Origin of the sequence: Halorussus halophilus (genome assembly GCF_008831545.1) — an archaeon.
In the GTDB taxonomy this organism is placed as follows: domain Archaea; phylum Halobacteriota; class Halobacteria; order Halobacteriales; family Haladaptataceae; genus Halorussus; species Halorussus halophilus.
The window spans coordinates 901,090-921,040 of sequence record NZ_CP044523.1; the positions used below are offsets into that span (position 1 = coordinate 901,090).

Sequence of the window (19,951 nt, forward strand, 5' to 3'; positions counted from 1 at the left end):
CGTAGCTACTCTTCTCGGTGCTCGTCCATCGCTTCCTCCAGTGTCAACTCCCCATAAGCGACTCGCCGGGCCAACTCCTCGTCGATCTCGCGGTTCTCCTCGGACTGCTCACGAGACCGATTCTTGATAACCTGTAGCTCTCCTGCGGTCGGTTCGATGTCGCGGTCTTCGACGCGTTCGCCCTCTAACTGGGCGATGTTGACCGCCGCCAGCACGTCGCCCATGCCGCGTGCTCCGGTGCCGAGATACGGCGTCGTCCCAGTCTCGTCTACGAGTTCGACGGGCACGTCTTCTAGTTCTCGGATGAGTTTCGCGCCTTGCAAGCGCGCGCCGTCGCCGATGCGGACGAGCGGGTCCGCGGCGTCGGTGACCTCCTCGCGGACGACCTCCGCCACGTCTCCTAGTGGAACGTGGAAGGCCGCCACGATGGTTTCGCCGGACAGCACTGCGACGCCTGGTCTGGTTCCGGGGTCGATGCCGACGACGAGTTGGCCCTCGCCGCCGCGGAGAGTGACTAACGCCTCCTCGACTGCTCGTCTCGGGTTCTCCGGGTCGGCGACGACTGTCGGCAGGTCGGTCTCGAATTCGTCGCCGTCGTCCGCCGAGCGGACGAGAACCGTCGCAGACTCCGGCAACTCTTCGCCGGGTTCGACGGTGGTGAACGTCACGCCGCGGTCACGTAATTCGTTGACGACACCGTGGTACACTTCGAAGTCCGCTGTGGCGACGACGACTGTCACGATCCAGATTTCGACGCCGAGACTAATTAGTCGTGCCGAATCCAGACGTTTTTGGCGGGGTACGACCAAGCGACGAACGTGAACGAAGAGCACATCTCGACCGGGTGCGCCCCACTGGACGACCTGTTAGACGGTGGCTTCGAGCGCGGGACCGTCACGCAGGTCTACGGTCCGCCCGCCGCTGGCAAGACGAACGTCGCGCTGGGTGCGGCGGTCGATGTCGCCGCGGAAGGTGGGACGGCCGTCTACATCGACACGGAAGGACTCTCGCTGACGCGCTTCGAGCAGGTCGCGTCGGCACGCGCCGACGACGTGGAGGCGCTCACTTCTCGCATCATCATCGAGGAGGCCTACGACTTCGACGAGCAGGAAGAAGCAGTCAAGGACGCGGCCGAGTTCGCCGAGCGCGCAGACCTCGTCGTCCTCGACAGTGCGACCGGATTCTACCGACTGAAGCGCAGCGAGGACACGGAAGGTGGCGAGGCACTCCGAGGCGTCGCCCGGCAGGTCACGCATTTGCTCTCGTTGGCGCGCAAGCACGACCTCGCAGTCGTCCTAACCAATCAGGTGTACACCGACCCGGACAGCGACCGCACACGACCGCTCGGCGGCCACACGCTGGAACACTGGACTGGCACCGTCGTCCGTATCGAGCGATTCCGTGGTGGCAATCGGCGGGCAACACTCGAAAAGCACCGAGCCAAGCCCGCGGGCGAGAACGCGCAGTTCCAGATTACCGACACTGGACTCGACAGTGTCGATAGCGGGCTCTGACGGTCGAATTCTATTTCTGGACGCTACACTGCGACGGGTGCGAGAGCGCCGAATCGGTCGGCGCGAAGAAACGAGTCGTCTGCGAGAACCGTTATTCGTCGAGCAGGACTGCGTTCACGTTGCCCGTCTGGCCGGGGCGGGACGTGACGCGGGCCTTGCCTTCCGTCGTGACGATGACTGCGCCCTTCGTGACGATGTTACGACGAACGTAGTTCGGGTTCGCGTCGTTCTCGCTCACGTCCTGAATCGTGGCTTCGACGGTTTCGCCGCCGGTCGCGACGTTAGCGACGTCCGTGGAGAGCGCGCGGGTCTTCTGGGTGTTGCCGCGCGTGTCGAGGACGCGGAACGTCGGCTCGCCGACGGTCGTCTCGGTCGGCTGACGGCCCAGTTCGTGCTTCTTCTTCTTGTGCTGCGGGCGGAGTCGGCCACCCGTTCGGCTGCGCGTGGAGCGTCCTTGGTCTTTCATACCCGGAAACTGGCCGCAGGCACACTTGAATGCCACGTTTTTATTGCGAGTGGGTCGCCGCCGCCGACCCACTCGACAAAACCTGGACTAAAAGCACTGCGTCACCTCCTCCGACAGGCCTTCGGCCTGCCTCCGAAGGTTCCTTGGCCCGCTCGCGGTAGGAGAAATCAGACACAACTTCAGAACTGCACTGCGACCCCTACCGCACGGCACCGCACGGTTCACTCCTCGCTCTCGTCGCCGTCGCTCTTTTCGGTCGTGATGGCGTTCTGGAGGTCCATGTCGGTTAGTTTGTCGAGGTCACCCATCGTGAGTTGTTGTATCTGGTCGGGGCCGTCTCCCGAGGCGATGCCGCTCGTGAGGATGCTTCGGACACCTTCCTCGATGGTCATATCGACATCGTAAATCTTGCTTCGCGGAACGTGCGTGAGAAAGCCACCGGTCACGGGGTTCGGAGCCATTGGGATGAACATCGTCACCATCTCGTCGTGGCCCGTCGCCTCTTCGACGGTTTCGGGCGCGCTCGCGGTTTCGAACCCGATGACGTAGATGTCTTCGTCCAACGCCTGCACGAGTTTTATCTCCTGGAAGTTCTCCGCGCCCTCGTCCAACATCACGTCGCCCATCCGACGGAAGCTCTTGTACACCGTGCCGATACCTGGTATCGATGCGATTGCGAGGTCGAAAAAGCGAATGACTCGATTGCCGAACTCGTGACGGCCGACGAACCCGACGAGAATGACAATTCCGAGAAGGACGAAAATCGCGATGAGTTCGGTGAGGAAGTGAACGACTTCGGAGTAGACGCCGATTTCGATGAGCAGGTTGATGACTTCGACCCGCTCGAACGCTTGGATGATGCCGAACCACTGGAGCAGTTCGATGAACGGTTGGAGTGCGTCGGTGACGAAGTCCAACCCCATCTGGATGAGGTACACCGTTACCACTAACGGCAGGATGATAGCGACACCCGTCATCAGCACGTCGAGCGCGCTCTCGTACAACGTCTCGTCGTCCGACCGCCCAGTTGGCCCGTCCACGAATAGACGGACACAGGCCTCATAAAAACGAGTTTCCCTATTCGATTGCTTTTCGTTCGAAAGGAAGGCGGTGCAGTCTGCCGATTTTGGGTCGAGGCACGAAGAAGACGCGCCGAAAAATGTCGGCCGATGAAAACTCTACCTGCGGGGCGGTTTGGCGCGGTACGGATGCGGTCGCGGAAAGTTCAGTCACTCCACCGCGAGCGGAGGCGAGATTCCTTCGGAATCTCGCCGAGCGAGCGCGTCCGAGGAACCGTCGAAGGAGGCCGCAAAGCGGCCTCCGGAGGCGGTGACGATGTGATTTTGATCCACATTTTATCGAGCATTCGCCAGAGGCGAATGCTCGCAATAAAAAGGTGGTTCCTAGTAGATGAGTTCGTCGCTGTTCTCGACCATGTAGAGGGTTCGGGCGGCGATGTTGACCGCGTGGTCGCCGATGCGCTCGATGTCCCGAATCGTGAGCAGGAGTCGAGAGACGTCCTGAAGTAGGGTCTCGATTTCTTCTTCGGAGTTGTCCTTCAGTTCGGTCTCTATGAGGTCGCGGACGACGATTTCGCTCGCGCGCTCACAGAGCGAGTCGAGGTCGTCGTCGCGTTCGGCGATGTGGAAACAGCCGTCGGTGTCTTCCTCGGCGTAGGCGTCCATCGCGTCCTCGATCATGTCGAGGGTGAGTCCGCCCAGTTCTTGGATGTCCACCTCGGGGAACACGTCGCGGTCGGCTTCGAGCGTGTACTCGCCGAGGTTCGTCGCGAGGTCGCCGATGCGCTCTAAGTCGGTGATGATCTTGAACGAGGCGGCGATGAATCGCAGGTCGCTGGCGACCGGTTGCTGGAGCGCCAGCAGATCGATGCAGTCCTGTTCCAGTTCGAGATACAGTTCGTTGACTTCCTCGTCGCCGTCGATGACCTCCCACGCTTCCTCTTCGTCTTTCTGTTCGAGTGCCGATAGCCCCATCCGAAGTCGTTCCATCACGACTTCGCTCATGTAGAGGACGTTCTCGCGGAGGTCCTCCAGTTGTTTCTGATAGTCTTCTCGTGGCATAGTTTGGTGTCTGTGTATCTGTGATGTGTATCTGTGTGTTGTACTTTTCCCTCGTCACTCGATGAGCGAGGCGTCGCTCTCGACCATGTAGTAGGTGCGGGCCGCGACGTTGACCGCGTGGTCGCCGACCCGCTCTAAGTCCCGAATCGTCAGCAGTACCTGCGACACGTCTTGCATCAGCAGTTCGATTGCCTCCTCGTCGGCGTCTGTGGCGAGTTCGGTTTCGATGAGATCGCGGACGACGGTTTCGCTCGCGCGTTCGCAGTGGGTGTCGAGGTCGTCGTCTCTCTCCGCGACCGCACGACACGCTTCGCCGTCGCGTTCGTCGTAGGCGGTGAGTGCGCCCTCGACCATCGAAATTGCTCGTTCGCCCAGTTCGGTCACGTCTACGTCCGCCAGCGTGTCGCCATCCGCGTACAGTGCGTACTCGCCGAGATTGACGGCCAAGTCCGCAATTCGCTCCAAATCGGTGATAATCTTGAACGAGGCGGCGACGAGTCGGAGGTCGCTGGCGACCGGTTGTTGGAGCGCCAGCAAGTCGATGCAGTCCTGCTCGACGGCGAGGTACCGGTCGTTGACCGCGTCGTCGCCGTCGATGACCCGCCACGCGAGTTCGTGGTCGGTTCTGTCGAGCGCCTCCAGACCGAGTCGGAGACGCCGAATCACGAGGTCTCCCATGGCGAGCACGTCCTCGCGAAGCGCTTCGAGTTGGTCTTGGTAACTGGGTCGGGACATGTGGCGGAGTTTCGACGTAGTTGGGTCGCTGACGGTATTACTCTGTTCCCGCAGGCGGTGCCTGCCGACGTTCAGGCTGTGATTGACCGTGGGTCATCGTAGTGCTGTCTGCGGTTTGCGGTGGTTGCTGTGCTGTTTGTGATGCGGTTGCTGTGAGGTGCGGTTGCTGTGAGGTGCGGTGCAGTGTGGTCGCGGTTGCTGTGCGGTCTGTCGCGGTTCTTGTCCAAGCTACTGTACCGCGAGCGGAGTAGGGCGCAGAGCGCGCCTCACGGAGCGAGCGCGTCCGAGGAACCGTCGAAGGAGGCCGCAAAGCGGCCTCCGGAGGCGGTGACGACGTGATTTTCATCAACGTTTTGCCAGCGAGGTCGTGTGGAAGCCAACGGCTTCCACCGACCGAGCGCAGCAAAAGGTTGAAGCGTTTTATCCGAATTTACCCGTGATGTAGTCTTCGACGCGCTGACTCTCCGGGTTCTCGAAGATTTTGTCCGTGTCGTCGTACTCGACCAGTTCGCCACCAGTCAGGAAGACGGCGGTCTGGTCCGAAATACGAGCGGCCTGCTGCATGCTGTGGGTGACGACGATGACCGTGTAGTCCTCGGCGAGTTGTTCGATGAGGTCTTCGATTTTCGCCGTGGCGATGGGGTCGAGTGCGGACGCCGGTTCGTCCATCAGGAGGACTTCAGGGTCGGTCGCCAGCGCGCGGGCGATGCACAGCCGTTGTTGCTGACCCCCAGAGAGGCCGAGCGCGTTGTCGTCCAGTCGGTCGCTCACCTCGTCCCAAATCGCCGCCTTGCGGAGCGACTGCTCGACGAGTTCGTCTTCTTTCTCCTTGTTCGCGCGGCCGAGGAGTTTGTCGAGCAGGCCGTCGTTGATTTCGCCGTGTTTGCGCGGGCCGTAGGAGATGTTGTCCCGAATCGACTTCGGGAACGGGTTCGGCGACTGGAACACCATGCCGACGCGCTTGCGCAGTTCCACGAGATTGATGCCGTCCTGATAGATTTCCTCGCCGTCGAGTTCGACCGAGCCGTCGATTTCGGCGACGTTGATTCGGTCGTTCATGCGGTTCAGACACCGCAGGTACGTGGACTTCCCACAGCCGGACGGCCCGATGAGTGCCGTGACGCTGTTCTTCGGGATGTCCATCGAAACCGACTTCAGCGCGTGGTCGTCGCCGTAGTGTACGTCCAAGTCTTCGACCGACAGCTTCGGTGCGCCGTCGAAGTCGTACTCGATCCACTCGTCCTGGATTTGCTCTTCGGTCTCGCCGCTGACGGTCGTCTGACTGGTCTGTTCGTCCTCCTCGCTGGCTTGGAACTCTGCGTTGCTCATTGTTGTAGTTTCCTCCGGAAGTAGATCCGCGAAACGATTCCCACCGCGTAGAACGACAGCACGACGGTGAGTAGTACTAACGCCGTCGCCCACGCGAACTTGGGGTCGCTGCTGACGACGCCCGCGGTGATGGTCGCGTACAGTTTGTACGGTAGTGCGCTGATTCCCTCAAGCAGTGCCGGGTTGGCGACGAACGGTGGGTTGGACGTGAACTGGAAGCCAGCCAGTACCTTCGGTGCCGTCGGCGACTGCGGACTCCCCGCGGCGACGAGCAGCAGGGGAGCCGTCTCGCCTGCGATGCGGCCGACGCCGAGGATGACTCCCGTGATGACACCGGGCATCGCCGCTGGAAGGACGACGCTCTTGATGGTCTCCCACTGGCTGACGCCGAGTGCCGCGCTGGCGTCACGGTACTCGTCGGGTACCGTTTTGATGGCTTCCCGACTGGTGATGAGCACCAGCGGCAGGAGCATGAACCCGAGGACGAGTTGTCCGGCCAACAGCGACAGGGTGTTGCCGAGTCGGGGCACCAAGAAGGCGTAGCCGAACAGGCCGTAGACGATGGACGGCGTACTCCACAGGCCGTTCGTGGCGATTTCGACCACGCGCGTGAATCCACCCTGTTCGGCGTACTCGGTGAGGAAGACGGCCGCACCGACGCCCAGCGGCACCGCGAACAACACGGCCCCGATGACTAGCCAGACAGTGCCGACGATGGAGGGCATCACGCCGTTCATCACGTCGTTCGACAGCGAGTAGCCGTTCATCGTGAACGGCCAGTAGAACCAGACGCCGGGCATCTCGAAGATGACGAACCGGTCGAGTCCGGGCACGTGGAACCAGAACGCTGGTTCGGTGAACAGGCCGAGTTTGATGCCCTCGACCATGCGCGAGAAGCCCTTGCGAGCGACGAACAGGACGAGGAGCAACAGGACGCCGAGCATCCCGAAGGCGTTGAGACCGACGAGCAGGTACGCGCCCGCTTGCCGACCACGAGTGCCGAAGCCTTCGTGGGCTTTCGCGGCGGCCCACCCGACGACCAGTGCCGAGAAGATCGTCAAGATAGGGACGACGACGGGACCGGTGAACGCCGCCGAGAATCCCTCGGGGTCCCACTCCCACTCGGCCGTCAGCGTGTTCGTCAACAGGAGCGCGCCGAGACCCAGCGAGAGGAGTCCCGCCGGGAGTGTCGAACCGACGTCCTCTCGCGGGAGGACCGTCGCGGCTCCGACGCCGACGCCCGCGAGGACGGCTATCGGAAGCCAGCCGAACGCACTCAGCCCGAGCGATTGGGAGGCGACGAGGCCACCCGCGACGACGCCGAGTAACCCGAACAGTCCACCAGTCACCAGTCCGGCGCTCCGGTCGGGCGTCGTCTCGATAAGTTCGGCCCGCGAAGCGATGCCGAGTCCGAGGACGCCCAGACCGCTCGCGGCGAGTGCCAGGCCGTAGAGGTCGAACAGTGCGATACCGAAGAAGCTCCCCTCGACTTCCGTCCACTGGAAGATGGCCGCGAAGCCGAGAATCATCGACACGACGCTGAGACCGACGACGCCGCCAGCGACGCGTTCGGCGAGCGAAGACTCGTCGGCGACCAGTGAGTGTGTGTCGTAGCTCATTGTTTCCCTCCGAGTTTGCGTTTCATGTGTGCCTCGATGAGTTGCGACCCGACGGAGAGGAAGAGGACGGTGACGAACAGGACGACGCCCGCGGCGAACAGCGCGGACATCTGGAGACCGCTCGCGTTACCGTACTGGCCCGCGATGAGGCTGGTCAGCGTCTCGGTTCCGGCGAACACGTCGTACACCGGGTCTGGAAGCACCTGCTGGTGGGGCAACATCACAGTCACGGCCATCGTCTCGCCGACTGCGCGGCCGACACCGAGCAGGACTGCCGCCGAGACGCCGGAGAAAGACGCCGGGATGGTGACGCTCTTGATTGTCTGCCAGTCGGTCGAACCGAGCGCCAGCGACCCGCTCTTCATGGACTCCGGGACGCTGTCGATGGCGTCCTCGGCCACCGAGACGACCGTCGGGAGCGCCATCACTCCGATGACGAGTGCGGCCCCGAAGAGGCTCCCGAAGTTCGCCAGCTGAAACTCTTCCATCATGTACGTGTTGATGATGACGTAGCCGATGTATCCGTAGACGATGGACGGAACACCCGCGAGAATTTCGACGCCGGGCTTGATGATTTCGCGCGCCCAGCGCGGCGCGATTTCGCTGATGAAGAGTGCGCCTGCGACGCCGAGAGGGCCTGCAATCAGCATCGCCAACAGGGTCGTCAGGAGCGTGCCCCACATCATCGGGACCAGCGAATAGATGTGAGCGTTCGTGTCCCACAGCGGCCCGCTCGTCTTCGTGACGATGTCCAGCCCCATCTTCTGGAAGATTGGGACCGACCGAATCATCAGGTAAATCGTGATGAGGCCGAGGATGAGGACCGTCGAGGCGGTCATCAGGAACATCAGCAACTTCGCGGTGTTGGCTTGGTAGGCGAACCAGCCGTAGGCCGCAGCACCGACGAAGACCAACAGTGGGAACACCGTCAACTCGGCCGCGAGGAGGAACGTGACGAGTGCGGCCAGTACCGCAGCGACGGCGACACCGTTGACCAGTCGCGCGCCACGGTCCATCTCCTCGACGGACGTGCGAGCGGACCGGACGTGCGCGTCGATGCTCTCCATCATTTCGTGTCTGGGAGCTTCCCGAGTTGGTTCTCACGTCGTTTCTTGGTCAACTTCGCGTAGCCCGCGGGCTTGACGAAGCGTTCCTGTCCGAACTCGCTGACGACCATCCGCAGGAAGGCGGCTTCTTTCTTCGAGGTGCCTTCGTACGTGTAGCAGTGGAGGTCGCGCGACAGCGGATAGCCTTTGTCCGCGAGGTTCTTGCCGGGTTCGTACACTTTCCCGTCGAACTCCAACTTGACCGTCGCGGTCCCGCTCGACACGAACGCGAGTGCCATGTAGGCGATGGCGTTGTTGGACTTCTGGACCAGCGTCTTGACTTGCTGGTTCTGGCCCTTACGCGAGTCCACGCCGGGCATCTTCGCGTCCGCAGAGCCGAGCATGTTCAGTCGGAAGGCGGTGTCGGTGCCCGACCCAACCGAACGGCCGACGACCTGCATCTCCTTGTCTTCACCGTTGTACGAAGGAATCTCCGACCAGTTCTCGATTTCGCCTTTGTAGATTTTCCGCACTTGGTCGGCGGTGAGTTTCGTGACGCCTGCTTCCTTGATTTCGTTGCTGACGACGATAGGCTGGGCGTCCACGCCGACGACGTGGTTCTTGAACTTGTTCAGTTCTTCCTCGCTCGCCTCGGGGAGTTCCGCATCGACCGGCGCACTCGCGTTGCCGATGTCCACGAGGCCGTTCTTCAGCTTCTCCAGTCCGGTCCCGGAGTGGCTAAGTCCGACCGACGCGCTGAACGGGGGAGTCGAACCGGAGCCTTCGAAGCCGTAGAGACCGCCCCAGTAGTTCGCCAGTCGCTTGTCGGTCTGGATGCCGTACTCGCTCGGCCCCCAGTATTCCTTGTCCTCGGCCGGTGGGTTCGACGTCCACACTGACGCGGCTTTGTTGGCGATGGGGTACACCGTCGAGGAACCGCCCGCCCGCAGTTGTTCAGACGACCCGCTTCCAGACTCCCCGGACGAGGTATCCTCGCTCCCGGCACCACCTGGTGGCGTCCGGCTCGTGCTGACACAGCCAGCGAGCGATGCCACGGCGGCGCTCCCTCCGAGGAGAACGGTTCGACGGCCGACAGAGGGGTTCTCCCGCATTACGATTTGGTTGCCGAAGACGAAGTAAATACCCTACTATTATTTCTATATATGTTTATTTATGCATTAGTAGCTCCGCGCCGACAGCTCACGGGAAAACCCAAAAACAGCTACAATACGGTATTGGACAGTTTATCGCCGTTTTCAACCATCGAAGCGTCGCAGATTCTCCGAATATTATTCGTGAATTATCGTTCTCTCGGCGCGGGGGGCACGACACGTATATAGATTTGAATAGATTTATTGTGGGCTGTCGCTGACCTTCGTACATGGAGACACGGAAAGTGCAGGTGACCGGCGGTTCGACGTTCACCGTCTCGATTCCGAAAGGCTGGGCGACCGAAAACGGCATCGAGGCCGGTGAGAAAGTCGAGTTCCACCCGGAGGGCGACTCCCTGTTGCTCTCGCCTCGGACGGGCGAGGAGACGGTCGAGGGGACCGTCGATATCTCCGACCTCGAAGGGCCACAACTCACGCGCACGGTGTTCACCCTGTACGTGAGCGGATTCGACATCATCAACCTCGAAGCGACGAGGGTGACGCCCGACCAGCGCCGGACGATTCGAGACGCGACGCAGGGACTCGTCGGTCTCGAAGTCATCGAAGAAACCGGCGACCGAGTGGTACTGCAAGACCTGCTCGACTCCTCGGAGTTGTCGATTCACAACGCCATCACGCGGATGCGCCTCGTCTCGATAACGATGCTCCAAGACGCCGTAACCGCGCTGACCGAAAACGACGACGACCTCGCGACCGACGTCATCGAGCGCGACGACGACGTGGACCGCCTCTGGTTCATGATTTCACGCGTGTTCCGCTCGGCACTTCGGAACCCGAGTACGGCCGCCGACATCGGCCTGCCCCGCGAAACGTGTTTCGACTACCACTCTAGTGCGCGACAACTCGAACGGGTCGCCGACCACGCCGCGAAAATCGGTCAGTTCACGCGCGAAATCGAAGACGTGCCAGACGAAGTGTCGGAGGCGATTACCGACCTGCACGAAGAGGCGGCCGACATCGTGGAGATGGGCATGGACGCCCTGCTCGAAGAGGACGGCACCAAAGCCACCGAACTCGCCAACGAGACGCGCGAACGAGTCCGCGAGATGGACAAGCACACGCGAAAGGTGGACGACCTCATCCGAGAGTTGGACGCCCAGCGCGCCCAGTCGCTGAGTCTCATCGTAGACTCGCTGTCGCGGAGCGCCGACTACGGCGGTAACATCGCCGAGACGGCTCTCCAGAAGGCCGCGCCACGTCCGGAAAATTAAACGAGAAGTGGGACGCTTCGGTCGGGTTCGACCAACTACAGTTCGCCGAGTTTTCGCAGGAGTTGCCCTTCGTACTCGCGGTCGCTTTCCAGACCTTTGAGTTCGATGACGTTGCGCTCTAGCTTGTCGCGCGCGACGTTGAACGCCTGTTCGGCACCGTACCCCTCGCCAGAGCCAGCGACCTGCCCGCGGTTCGTACGCAGGCGAATCTTACACTGGATGAGCGGCGTGCCACGGAGTTTCTCTTTGTGTTCGTGGAAGCGGACGTGGGCGTGTTTGACCTGCATCTTCTGGTACTTGTCGGCGATTTCCTCGACGCCTGCACGGACGGACTCGCGCGTGAGCGTCTCCAGCAGGTTGATGTTCGTGATCTGCACGTCCATCACGTCCTCCTCGGTGTAGGAGAGCGCACGAAGCACGTCGGTTTTCGTGATGACGCCACCGACGACGCGGTCGTCGTCTTCGGGCGTGACGATGAGTCCGGAGAAGTTGTTTTCGAACATCTCTTCGACGGCTTCGCGGACGGTCTCGCCGCGCGAGATGGTGATGACGCCCGAGGACATCACGTCGTACACCGGCAGGTCGAGCATCCGGTCGCCTTCGCCGGAGCGGTCCCCGCGCGTGGTCTTCTGGACGTTTCGCGTCGCGAAGTCCACGAGGTCTTGGGTCGTGACGACGCCAGTCAGGAAACCGTCGTCGTCCACGACGGGGAGTCGAGAGATGCCGTGTTCGCGCAACAGGTTGATTGCCTGTCCGAGCGTCGCGTCCTCGGGGATGCTAATCGGGTCCTCCGAGTAGATTTGCTCGACGGTTAGCGTGTCGAGATGTTCGATGACAGCGTCCAAGATGAGGTCGCCGTCGATGATGCCCCAGAGTTGGTCGGATTCGAAGACGGGCGCTACTTTCGTTCCACCCTCGACGAGCGCGCGAGCGACGTCGCGGACGTTGTCGGTGCGCTCGACTTTCGGCGCGGGTTTCGTCATCGTCTCGACCTTGGTGTGGTCTTCGACGTGCGAACGCAGAAGCTGCTTCTGCGTGACGACGCCTTCGTACGTGCCTGCTCGGGTCACGATGATGCCCTTCGGATTCTCTTCTTCGAACACCGCTCGGGCCTTCCCCATGTTCGATTCGGCCTCAAGCTCGATGTAATCCGTCGTTGCAATATCAGCGATGTCCATCTTCGAGTAGAACGACACGGCCTACGCTATTGAAACTTACCGCAGGTCGGCGGGGGATTTTTGCTGCAACCGGTCGAAGTAGACCGGATGATACCCGACATCGGAGCGGCTTTCGGCCCGTACACGTATGTCGTAACAGAAATCGTGTGGGGCGCACTCGCAGTAGTGTTACTCTATCGAGCCGCCGCGTTTCGACAGGCGGCCCGCACTGTCTCGGTATTGTACCCTATCGCGTACCTCTGGGACTGGTACACACTGCATGTCGGCGTGTTCGCCATTCGGCTCCGGACCGGAATCGACTTTCTCGGCATTCCAATCGAAGAACACGTCTTCATGCTCGTCGTCCCCGCGCTCGTCGTCGGGTTTCACGAGAACCTGCGCCAGATGTTCGACGAAGACGCGAAAACTCCCGGAAACAGCGAGTAAGGAGTGGTTACTCCCGTAAGACGGCCTCCTCGTCTCTTTTACGAACTGTTCGTAAGCATAGATTTCCCCTGGGTAAACGGTGAATAACAAAGGCTAATCCGAGCGATGATTTCAATCCATGCTGGGTTACGAGCAAGGGGTGGCATATTAATGAGCACCATTGGTGACTCTCCGACGACGAACGCCGAGCCTGAAGAAACGCCGGGACAGGGGAAGGGAAAGACTGTCACGACCAAGCAGGTCTCTGACAACGTTACCGAACAGACGCCCGAGGCCGAGGCGGAACCGGAACCGCTCTCGCGCGATCTGGTCTTCGATGTGCTGAAGAATCGCCGACGCCGGTACGCCCTTCACTACCTCCGTCGCGCGGAAGAGTCGGTCCAACTGTCCGAACTGGCAGAGCAGGTGGCGGCGTGGGAGAACGGCATCGCTATCGAAGCGATCTCCGCGGCCGAGCGAAAGCGCGTGTACACGGCACTGTACCAGTCCCACCTCCCGAAACTTGACGACGCCGGTATCGTGGATTACAACCAGAACCGCGGCATCGTCGAACTCTCGGAGGCGGCCGAACAACTCGACGTGTATCTGGACATGAACACCAAGCCGAGCGTCGAGTGGTACAACTGGTATCTCGGACTCGCGGTCGGTGGCATCGGACTGCTCTCCGCCGCGTTCCTCGGACTGCCACCGTTCTCGATGGTCGGCGGCGTCCTCGTCGCCGCGCTGGTAGTCGTCGCCTTCGCCGCAGTGGCAGTCGCACACACGTACCACGCCCGACTCCTCCCGTCGGACGGAGGTGAAACACCGCCGGAGATTCAGGAGTCCTGATCGATGAGCGAGGGGGTCCCCGCGACGGAAGGCGAACGCGCAGGTGGAGCGGGTCGCTCGCCGGGCACACAGTCGCTCGTTAGAGTAGCTCCCGGCGAGAACCCGCTCTCCGCACTCCCCGAACGTGCGTACGAGAACCTCCTCGTGCTAGCGACGAAGAGCCAGCCGAACCGAATCGAACGACGACTGACCGACGACGGGCGAGCCGTCCAGAACGTTGGGGTCGTCCCAGTCGCACCCGTGGCATCGGACTACGGTGGCGATCTCTGGACGACCGACAGCGTGCAACCGGGTGACTTGACCGGCATCGGAATGCGGTTTTCTGACGCCATCGAACACGTCGAGCGCAACGCTGGCTGGGTGTTCGTGGACGCGCTTTCGGTGCTGTTCATGTACGCCGACGACGTGCGGGTGTGTCGGTTCTTCCAGACGCTCGCCGGACGAGCGCGAGCGCGTGGTGTGCAGGGCGTCTACTGCGTCAACCCGACTGCTGTTGGCGAGGAGACGTACGAGCGACTCCGCGGACTCTGCGACGTCGAGTGCGACATGGCCTGATTGGTTGGATTGGTAGCCCTGCGTGGTGGCAGGGCTGGCCTGACCGCGCTCGCGTCGTGGGGTTTCGTGGAGTGTATGGTGGTCGCGTGGCTGCTGCGGTTGCGGTCGGAAGTAGTGATTCTACCGCGAGCGAAACGTGGCGCGCTCTGCGTGCCACGTGGAGCGAGCGGGCCAAGGAACCCTTGGAGGAGCGCCTTCGGCGCAATGGAGAGGGTGACGACGTGTCTTCCTGAGCGGACGCGAAGGAAGGCTCGGAAGACGCGGTTTGTCTTCCGGTGCTTTTCATCAACGTTTTACCAGCGAGGGAACCAGAAGCCGAAGGCTTCTGGCGACTGAGTGCAGTAAAACGTTGATGGGTTTGGGCAGATTTGAACCTCGCCGAGACGTTCTTGCTCGGCTTCGCCTGCGCGAGCGTGCGACTCGTCTGGTTCAAATCTGCCAAACGAACGATTCTCCGCTCACAGAGTTGCGAGCGCACGAGGCGCTCGCAGTGTAGTTCGCGGAAGGAAATAGTGGGTTTGGGCAGATTTGAACTGCCGGCCTCCTCCATGTCAAGGAGGTGTCATAACCAACTAGACCACAAACCCAGTCGGCCTCGTGCTTCGTCTGCATTCATGCGTTGCCCGCGGGGATAAATGAGGCTTTCGAATTCAGATACAGTCCGGCGATTAACGATGAAGGACGGGTCGTCGTCGGAACTCCCATTTAATAGCGTCCGCGTCGTTGCTCTGTTGGCATGGCTCACGTCGAGACACACGCAGACGTCGAACTGGACGAACCGACGCTGTTGGAAGGAATGCCCGGCATCGGTCTCGTCGGGAAGATAGCGACAGACCACGTCATCTCCGAGTTAGAGATGGTCTACTTCGGAAGCCTTCACTGTCCGGGACTCCCGCAGGTCGCGGTGTACGACTCCGGAAGTTCGAACCTCTATCCGCCGGTGCGACTGTACGCCAGCGAGGAACACGACCTCGTCGTACTACGGAGCGACGTCGCCGTCTCACCGACTGAGGTGTCCGAATTTGCGACGTGCGTCTCGGGGTGGATCGAAGAACAGCAGGCGCTTCCGATTTACGTCAGCGGACTTCCAACCGACGTTTCGGGAACCGAAGACCGAGCACTGTACGGCGTTGCGACTGGTGACGCCGAAGAACGCTTAGCAGGCCACGACATCGAACCGCCAGCAACCGACGGTGTCTGGAGTGGCCCGACAGGTGCCCTACTCGGCCGAGCGGGAGAAGTCGATATGGACGCCGTCGGTCTCATCGTGGAGAGCGACCCGCAGTTCCCGGACCCAGAAGCCGCCTGTGTGTACATCAATCGCGCAATCAACCCGATTGCCGGTGTCGAGATAGACGACAGCGGACTCCGCGAGCGCGCCGAGGAGATTCGCCAAGAGAAACAGCAGTTCGCGCAGCAGATGGGCCAGAACAACGACGACAGCTCGCGCGTCGAAGCGCGTGGGATGTACCAGTAACCTCTCCCTCCCGGCCGATTTTCGACTCGATTCGCCGAGACACCGCTCCCTTCGCGGCGACACGTTTAAGTTGATGTACGATTTTGTGCATTGTAAGACGAAGAAGTACACTGGTGTTCCCAAATGCAGGAATTCATCGAACGCGTTACCGACGGAGCAGACCTCACGGTCCCAGAGGCACGGACTGCCGCGACGCGCGTCTTCGAGGGCGCGACAGAAGCACAAATCGGGGCGTTACTCGCCGCGCTCCGAGCGAAAGGAGAGACGGAGGCCGAAATCGCAGGGTTCGCACAGGGGATGCGCGACGCCGCGCGAACCATCGACCCCGACCGAACGCCGCTGGTCGATACCTGCGGCACCGGCGGCGACGACTACGACAGTATCAACGTCTCCACGACGAGTGCTATCGTTGCTTCTGGTGCTGGCGTTCCCGTCGCCAAGCACGGCAACTACTCTGTCTCTTCTTCCTCTGGAAGTGCAGACGTTCTCGACGAACTCGGTGTCGAAATCGACGCCGAACCGCCCGCAGTCGAAGCGAAAATCGAAGACGACGGCATCGGGTTCATGCTCGCACCCGTCTTCCATCCCGCGATGAAGGCCGTCATCGGCCCACGGAAAGAACTGGGAATGCGAACGCTGTTCAACGTCCTCGGGCCGCTTACGAACCCCGCTGGCGCAGACGCCCAAATCGTCGGCGTTTACGACTCTGATCTCGTGCCAGTCATGGGTCGCGCACTTGCTCACATGCCTGTCGAACGCGCACTCGTCGTCCACGGTTCTGGAATGGACGAAATCGCCGTTCACGACGAGACGACCGTCGCAGAGGTACGCGGCGAGGAAATCGAAGAGTACACGCTCACTCCCGAGGACCTCGGACTTTCTCGCCACGACGTGGAAGCCGTCGCAGGTGGCTCCCCCGAAGCGAACGCGGCCGACCTCCGCGGCATCGTAGAGGGCGACGTAACCGGCGCGAAACGCGACATCATCCTCGCCAACGCAGGGGCAGCAATCTACATCGCCGGAGTCGCAGACACGCTCGAAGAGGGAGTCGAGCAAGCCGCAAAGTCTATCGACAGCGGCGCTGCCGCCGAAAAGTTGGCGGACCTCTCCCAGACCGTGACAGCATGACACCGGAAAAGACGACGCGCCGGGAGACGACGACCCCGGAGACGACACAGGCCAAGACGACGCGAACGAAAATTTGTGGCATCGCGTGCGACGAGGATGCCGCGGTCGCCATCGACGCAGGCGCAGACGCAGTCGGCTTTCTGGTAGAGGTACCGGTCGATTCACCGCGCGAAATTTCGCCCGAACGTGCCGCCGAACTCGCTTCCGAGGTCCCGCCGTTCGTGACGAGTGTCTTGGTGACGATGCCCGGGACGCCAGAACGGGCGGTCGAACTCGCCCGAACTGTCGAACCGGACGCTATCCAGATTCACGGCGAGTTCGGTGTGGGCGACTTGGCGTACCTGTCTGCCAGCGTGGAGGCGAGCGTCGTGAAAGTCGTGGACGCAACGACCCCTGAAGCAGCGCGCCGCTACGACGAGGTCGCCGACGCGTTGCTGGTTGATTCCGTAGACGACGACGGTGCAGGTGGCACGGGCGAAACTCACGACTGGGAACGAACCCGCGAAGTTGCAGATAGCCTCGACTCGCCGGTCGTCCTTGCAGGTGGGTTAACCCCCGAAAACGTCGGCGAGGCCGTCCGAGCAGTCGAACCTTTCGCGGTCGATGTGGCAAGCGGAATCGAGTCGGAGAGCGCCGACGGTCGCAAGGACCCCGACGCAGTCTCCGAGTTCGTCGAGAACGCGAAGTACGCCTTCAACGTGCCGACGCTATGACGCCGGAACTGCCTGCATTGAAGCCGACACGCGAGAAATTCGTCTCTCTCACGGAGAGCGACGACCCCGTCGTCGCGCGCCTCGAAGTCGAACTCGACGTGGAAACCACGCCACTCGCCGCGTACGCCGCGCTGACTGGGCGGTCGGGAGAGACAGACGTGGACGCGTCAGAGTACGCCTTCTTGCTTGAAAGCGCCGAGAAGACGGCCTCCAGCGACCCCGACGGCGCGTTCAAACCGGGGTCATCCGGCGAGCGCCACGCCCGCTACTCGTACGTGGGGTACGACCCCGAAGCAGTCGTCACCGTCGCTCCCGACGAAGTTACGGTCGAATCGCTCGGTGGCCGGGCCGCGGAGTACGTCGAAGACACCGGCCTGAACGACGCGGGCGACACGCTCGACACGCTCCGGGCGGCCCTGCCGAACGTCGAGCGTCGCGGATTCCCCGAGGACCCCGACCGCCAGCACTTCGAAGGTGGTCTCGTCGGCTTCTTGGCCTACGACGCGGTGTACGACCTCTGGTTGGACGAGGTCGGCGTGGAGCGACCAGCGTCGGAGTTCCCGGACGCGCAGTTCGTGCTGAACACGAAGACGGTCGCGTTCGACCACGTCGAGGAGTCCGCGTCGCTGGTGTTCACGCCCGTCGTCGGTCCTGACGCCGATGCCGAATCGGTGTACGACGAACTGGAGAGAGAAGCCGAGCGCGTCGCCGAACTGCTCGATAGCGCAACCGAGCCAGACACTGGTGGATTCGTTCGAGAGTCGGAGATGGCCGGACCGCGCGAGGAGTACGAAGACGCGGTCCGGAAGGCTAAGGAACACGTCCTCGACGGCGACATATATCAGGGCGTCATCTCCCGAAAGCGCGAACTCCGAGGCGACATCGACACGCTCGGTCTCTACGAGTCGCTCCGCGAGGTGAACCCGTCGCCGTACATGTACGTCCTCGGCTACGGCGACCGGTCCATCGTCGGGTCGAGTCCCGAGACGCTCGTCTCGGTTCGGGACCGCGAAGTCACGTCGAACCCAATCGCTGGCACTTGCTCGCGCGGAGCGAGTCCAGTCGAAGACCGGCGACTTGCGGGCGAGATGCTCGCCGACGACAAGGAGCGCTCGGAACACACCATGCTGGTGGACCTCGCTCGGAACGACGTGCGGCGCGTCTGCGAGGCGGGAAGCGTCGAAGTCGAGGAGTTCATGAACGTGCTGAAGTACAGTCACGTCCAGCACATCGAGAGTACGGTCTCGGGGCGTCTCTCCGAAGACGCCGACGCGTTCGACGCGACGAGGGCGTCGTTCCCCGCGGGAACGCTCTCGGGCGCGCCGAAGATTCGCGCCATGGAGATAATCGACGACCTCGAACGTGCGCCCAGAGGCCCCTACGGCGGCGGCGTCGGCTACTATTCGTGGACCGGAGACGCCGACTTCGCTATCGTCATTCGCACTGCGACTATCGAGTCAACGAGAGACGAGACGGGGAAGGAACTCGACCGCGTGACCGTCCAAGCAGGCGCAGGAATCGTCGCAGACAGTGAGCCAACCGCCGAGTACGAAGAGACGGAAAAGAAGATGGACGGCGTCCTCACAGCACTGGAGGCGATAGAAGTCGCTCCTGAACCCTCCGCGCCGGAGGTGAGTCGATGACGGTCGAGCAGGCACGGAGTTCGACAGCGGCGACGGATACTCGGGTACTGTTCGTGGACAACTTCGACTCGTTCACCTACAACCTCGTGGAGTACACGAGCGAACACGCCGAGACAGAAGTCCTTCGAAACACGGTCTCGCTCGACGAGGTCCGAGCGTTCGACCCCGAGGCAATCGTCATCTCGCCGGGGCCGGGGCACCCAGAGAACGAGCGGGACGTGGGTGTCACGCTCGACGTGCTTCGAGAAGTCAGCCCGGAAGTACCGACGCTCGGCGTCTGTTTGGGTCTCGAAGCGGCGGTCTACGCATACGGCGGGAGCGTCGGCCGGGCACCCGAACCGGTTCACGGCAAGGCGTTCCCCGTGTCTCACGACGGGCGGGGCGTCTATCGAGGTCTCGACCAAGGGTTCCGTGCCGGACGGTATCACTCGCTGGTCGCGACCGAAGTGCCGGACTGTTTCGAGGTGACGGCGACGACGGACCACGGCGTCTCCGCAAACGAAGTGAGCGGAGGCTCGTCGGGCGAGCGTAGCGAGTCCGACGGCGGGATAGAGTTGGTGATGGGCGTTCGGCACCGAGAGTATCCCATCGAGTGCGTACAGTTCCACCCCGAGAGCGTGCTCACTGCGGTGGGTCACGACGTGATTCGGAACTTCGTCTCGGACGTGAGATAGCGGTCGCTGGGGCTCGTTTTGGCTCCCCTCTTTCGAGGTACTCGGACTACTGGTTCCAGACGGTCGATACTGTAGAGAGAGCGGAACCGATACAGTGCGTCCGCGAGAAGTTGGTTCGGGCTTCGTACTTGAACGTTCGCGCTATCGTCGTTCGGT

The 19,951-nt window shown here is 61.9% G+C and carries 20 protein-coding genes and 1 tRNA gene; 10 read left to right on the forward strand and 11 right to left on the reverse strand.

Annotated elements, in window-relative coordinates:
- Positions 1-5: 5 nt before the first annotated feature.
- Positions 6-740, reverse strand: coding sequence for a RuvC family protein (locus tag F7R90_RS04405; protein ID WP_158056061.1), 735 nt, complete (start codon positions 738-740; stop codon positions 6-8).
- A gap of 78 nt (positions 741-818) precedes the next feature.
- Between F7R90_RS04405 and radB the strand changes: the two genes are divergently transcribed.
- Entirely contained in the window at positions 819-1,514 is a 696-nt protein-coding gene (gene radB, locus F7R90_RS04410) for a DNA repair and recombination protein RadB (protein ID WP_192498399.1), read from the forward strand.
- A gap of 91 nt (positions 1,515-1,605) precedes the next feature.
- Here the strand turns inward: radB and F7R90_RS04415 are convergent, their stop codons facing one another.
- The 8 genes from F7R90_RS04415 to F7R90_RS04450 form a co-directional block, all read right to left on the reverse strand.
- Positions 1,606-1,980, reverse strand: a complete 375-nt coding sequence (locus F7R90_RS04415) for a 30S ribosomal protein S8e (RefSeq protein WP_158056063.1) — start codon at positions 1,978-1,980, stop codon at positions 1,606-1,608.
- Between the two features lie 221 nt (positions 1,981-2,201).
- A complete protein-coding gene (locus F7R90_RS04420; RefSeq protein WP_158058833.1) occupies positions 2,202-2,957 on the reverse strand; it encodes a DUF502 domain-containing protein in 756 nt (251 codons plus the stop codon).
- A gap of 426 nt (positions 2,958-3,383) precedes the next feature.
- Positions 3,384-4,061 carry a phosphate signaling complex protein PhoU gene (phoU, locus tag F7R90_RS04425; RefSeq protein ID WP_158056064.1) on the reverse strand — a complete coding sequence of 226 codons (678 nt, stop codon included), beginning with the start codon at positions 4,059-4,061 and terminating at the stop codon, positions 3,384-3,386.
- Positions 4,062-4,115: 54 nt separating this feature from the next.
- Complete coding sequence (phoU, locus tag F7R90_RS04430) at positions 4,116-4,796, reverse strand: phosphate signaling complex protein PhoU (RefSeq protein WP_158056065.1); 681 nt, start codon at positions 4,794-4,796, stop codon at positions 4,116-4,118.
- Positions 4,797-5,216: 420 nt separating this feature from the next.
- Complete coding sequence (gene pstB, locus F7R90_RS04435; protein WP_158056066.1) at positions 5,217-6,125, reverse strand: phosphate ABC transporter ATP-binding protein PstB; 909 nt, start codon at positions 6,123-6,125, stop codon at positions 5,217-5,219.
- Positions 6,122-7,744 carry a phosphate ABC transporter permease PstA gene (gene pstA / locus F7R90_RS04440; RefSeq protein WP_158056067.1) on the reverse strand — a complete coding sequence of 541 codons (1,623 nt, stop codon included), beginning with the start codon at positions 7,742-7,744 and terminating at the stop codon, positions 6,122-6,124. Before pstA ends, pstB begins: the two co-directional genes overlap by 4 nt.
- Positions 7,741-8,811 carry a phosphate ABC transporter permease subunit PstC gene (gene pstC / locus F7R90_RS04445; RefSeq protein ID WP_394352017.1) on the reverse strand — a complete coding sequence of 357 codons (1,071 nt, stop codon included), beginning with the start codon at positions 8,809-8,811 and terminating at the stop codon, positions 7,741-7,743. Before pstC ends, pstA begins: the two co-directional genes overlap by 4 nt.
- Complete coding sequence (locus F7R90_RS04450; protein ID WP_158056069.1) at positions 8,811-9,902, reverse strand: PstS family phosphate ABC transporter substrate-binding protein; 1,092 nt, start codon at positions 9,900-9,902, stop codon at positions 8,811-8,813. Before F7R90_RS04450 ends, pstC begins: the two co-directional genes overlap by 1 nt.
- Positions 9,903-10,171: 269 nt before the next feature.
- On the opposite strand from F7R90_RS04450, the gene F7R90_RS04455 reads away from it, so the two are divergent.
- Positions 10,172-11,173 carry a phosphate uptake regulator PhoU gene (locus F7R90_RS04455; RefSeq protein ID WP_158056070.1) on the forward strand — a complete coding sequence of 334 codons (1,002 nt, stop codon included), beginning with the start codon at positions 10,172-10,174 and terminating at the stop codon, positions 11,171-11,173.
- Between the two features lie 35 nt (positions 11,174-11,208).
- On the opposite strand, the gene F7R90_RS04460 is transcribed toward F7R90_RS04455, so the two are convergent.
- Positions 11,209-12,351 (reverse strand): CBS domain-containing protein, encoded by a 1,143-nt coding sequence (locus F7R90_RS04460; protein WP_158056071.1) that lies wholly within the window; start codon positions 12,349-12,351, stop codon positions 11,209-11,211.
- Positions 12,352-12,438: 87 nt separating this feature from the next.
- Here F7R90_RS04460 and F7R90_RS04465 point away from each other — a divergent pair, with 87 nt between their 5' ends.
- The 3 genes from F7R90_RS04465 (at position 12,439) to F7R90_RS04475 (ending at position 14,160) form a co-directional block, all read left to right on the forward strand.
- Positions 12,439-12,777, forward strand: coding sequence for a lycopene cyclase domain-containing protein (locus F7R90_RS04465; RefSeq protein WP_158056072.1), 339 nt, complete (start codon positions 12,439-12,441; stop codon positions 12,775-12,777).
- 150 nt (positions 12,778-12,927) lie between these two features.
- Complete coding sequence (locus F7R90_RS04470) at positions 12,928-13,605, forward strand: DUF7344 domain-containing protein (RefSeq protein WP_225741259.1); 678 nt, start codon at positions 12,928-12,930, stop codon at positions 13,603-13,605.
- A 3-nt stretch (positions 13,606-13,608) separates the two neighbouring features.
- The gene (locus tag F7R90_RS04475; RefSeq protein ID WP_158056073.1) at positions 13,609-14,160 is read left to right on the forward strand and encodes a DUF7504 family protein; all 552 of its coding nucleotides are present in this window, start codon (positions 13,609-13,611) and stop codon (positions 14,158-14,160) included.
- Positions 14,161-14,673: 513 nt separating this feature from the next.
- Here F7R90_RS04475 and F7R90_RS04480 read toward each other — a convergent pair.
- Positions 14,674-14,747: transfer RNA gene (locus F7R90_RS04480), tRNA-Val, on the reverse strand.
- A 149-nt stretch (positions 14,748-14,896) separates the two neighbouring features.
- Here F7R90_RS04480 and F7R90_RS04485 point away from each other — a divergent pair.
- The 5 genes from F7R90_RS04485 to trpG all read left to right on the forward strand — a co-directional run bounded on the left by F7R90_RS04485 (position 14,897) and on the right by trpG (position 19,795).
- Positions 14,897-15,637: a proteasome assembly chaperone family protein gene (locus F7R90_RS04485; protein ID WP_158056074.1), complete on the forward strand. Its 741-nt coding sequence runs from the start codon at positions 14,897-14,899 to the stop codon at positions 15,635-15,637.
- Positions 15,638-15,760: 123 nt separating this feature from the next.
- Positions 15,761-16,765, forward strand: a complete 1,005-nt coding sequence (gene trpD / locus F7R90_RS04490; protein ID WP_158056075.1) for an anthranilate phosphoribosyltransferase — start codon at positions 15,761-15,763, stop codon at positions 16,763-16,765.
- Positions 16,762-17,478, forward strand: a complete 717-nt coding sequence (locus F7R90_RS04495) for a phosphoribosylanthranilate isomerase (protein WP_158056076.1) — start codon at positions 16,762-16,764, stop codon at positions 17,476-17,478. The genes trpD and F7R90_RS04495 overlap by 4 nt, the downstream gene beginning before the upstream one ends.
- Positions 17,475-19,121: an anthranilate synthase component I gene (gene trpE, locus F7R90_RS04500; RefSeq protein ID WP_158056077.1), complete on the forward strand. Its 1,647-nt coding sequence runs from the start codon at positions 17,475-17,477 to the stop codon at positions 19,119-19,121. Before F7R90_RS04495 ends, trpE begins: the two co-directional genes overlap by 4 nt.
- Positions 19,118-19,795 carry an anthranilate synthase component II gene (gene trpG, locus F7R90_RS04505; protein WP_158056078.1) on the forward strand — a complete coding sequence of 226 codons (678 nt, stop codon included), beginning with the start codon at positions 19,118-19,120 and terminating at the stop codon, positions 19,793-19,795. The genes trpE and trpG overlap by 4 nt, the downstream gene beginning before the upstream one ends.
- Positions 19,796-19,951: the final 156 nt, after the last annotated feature.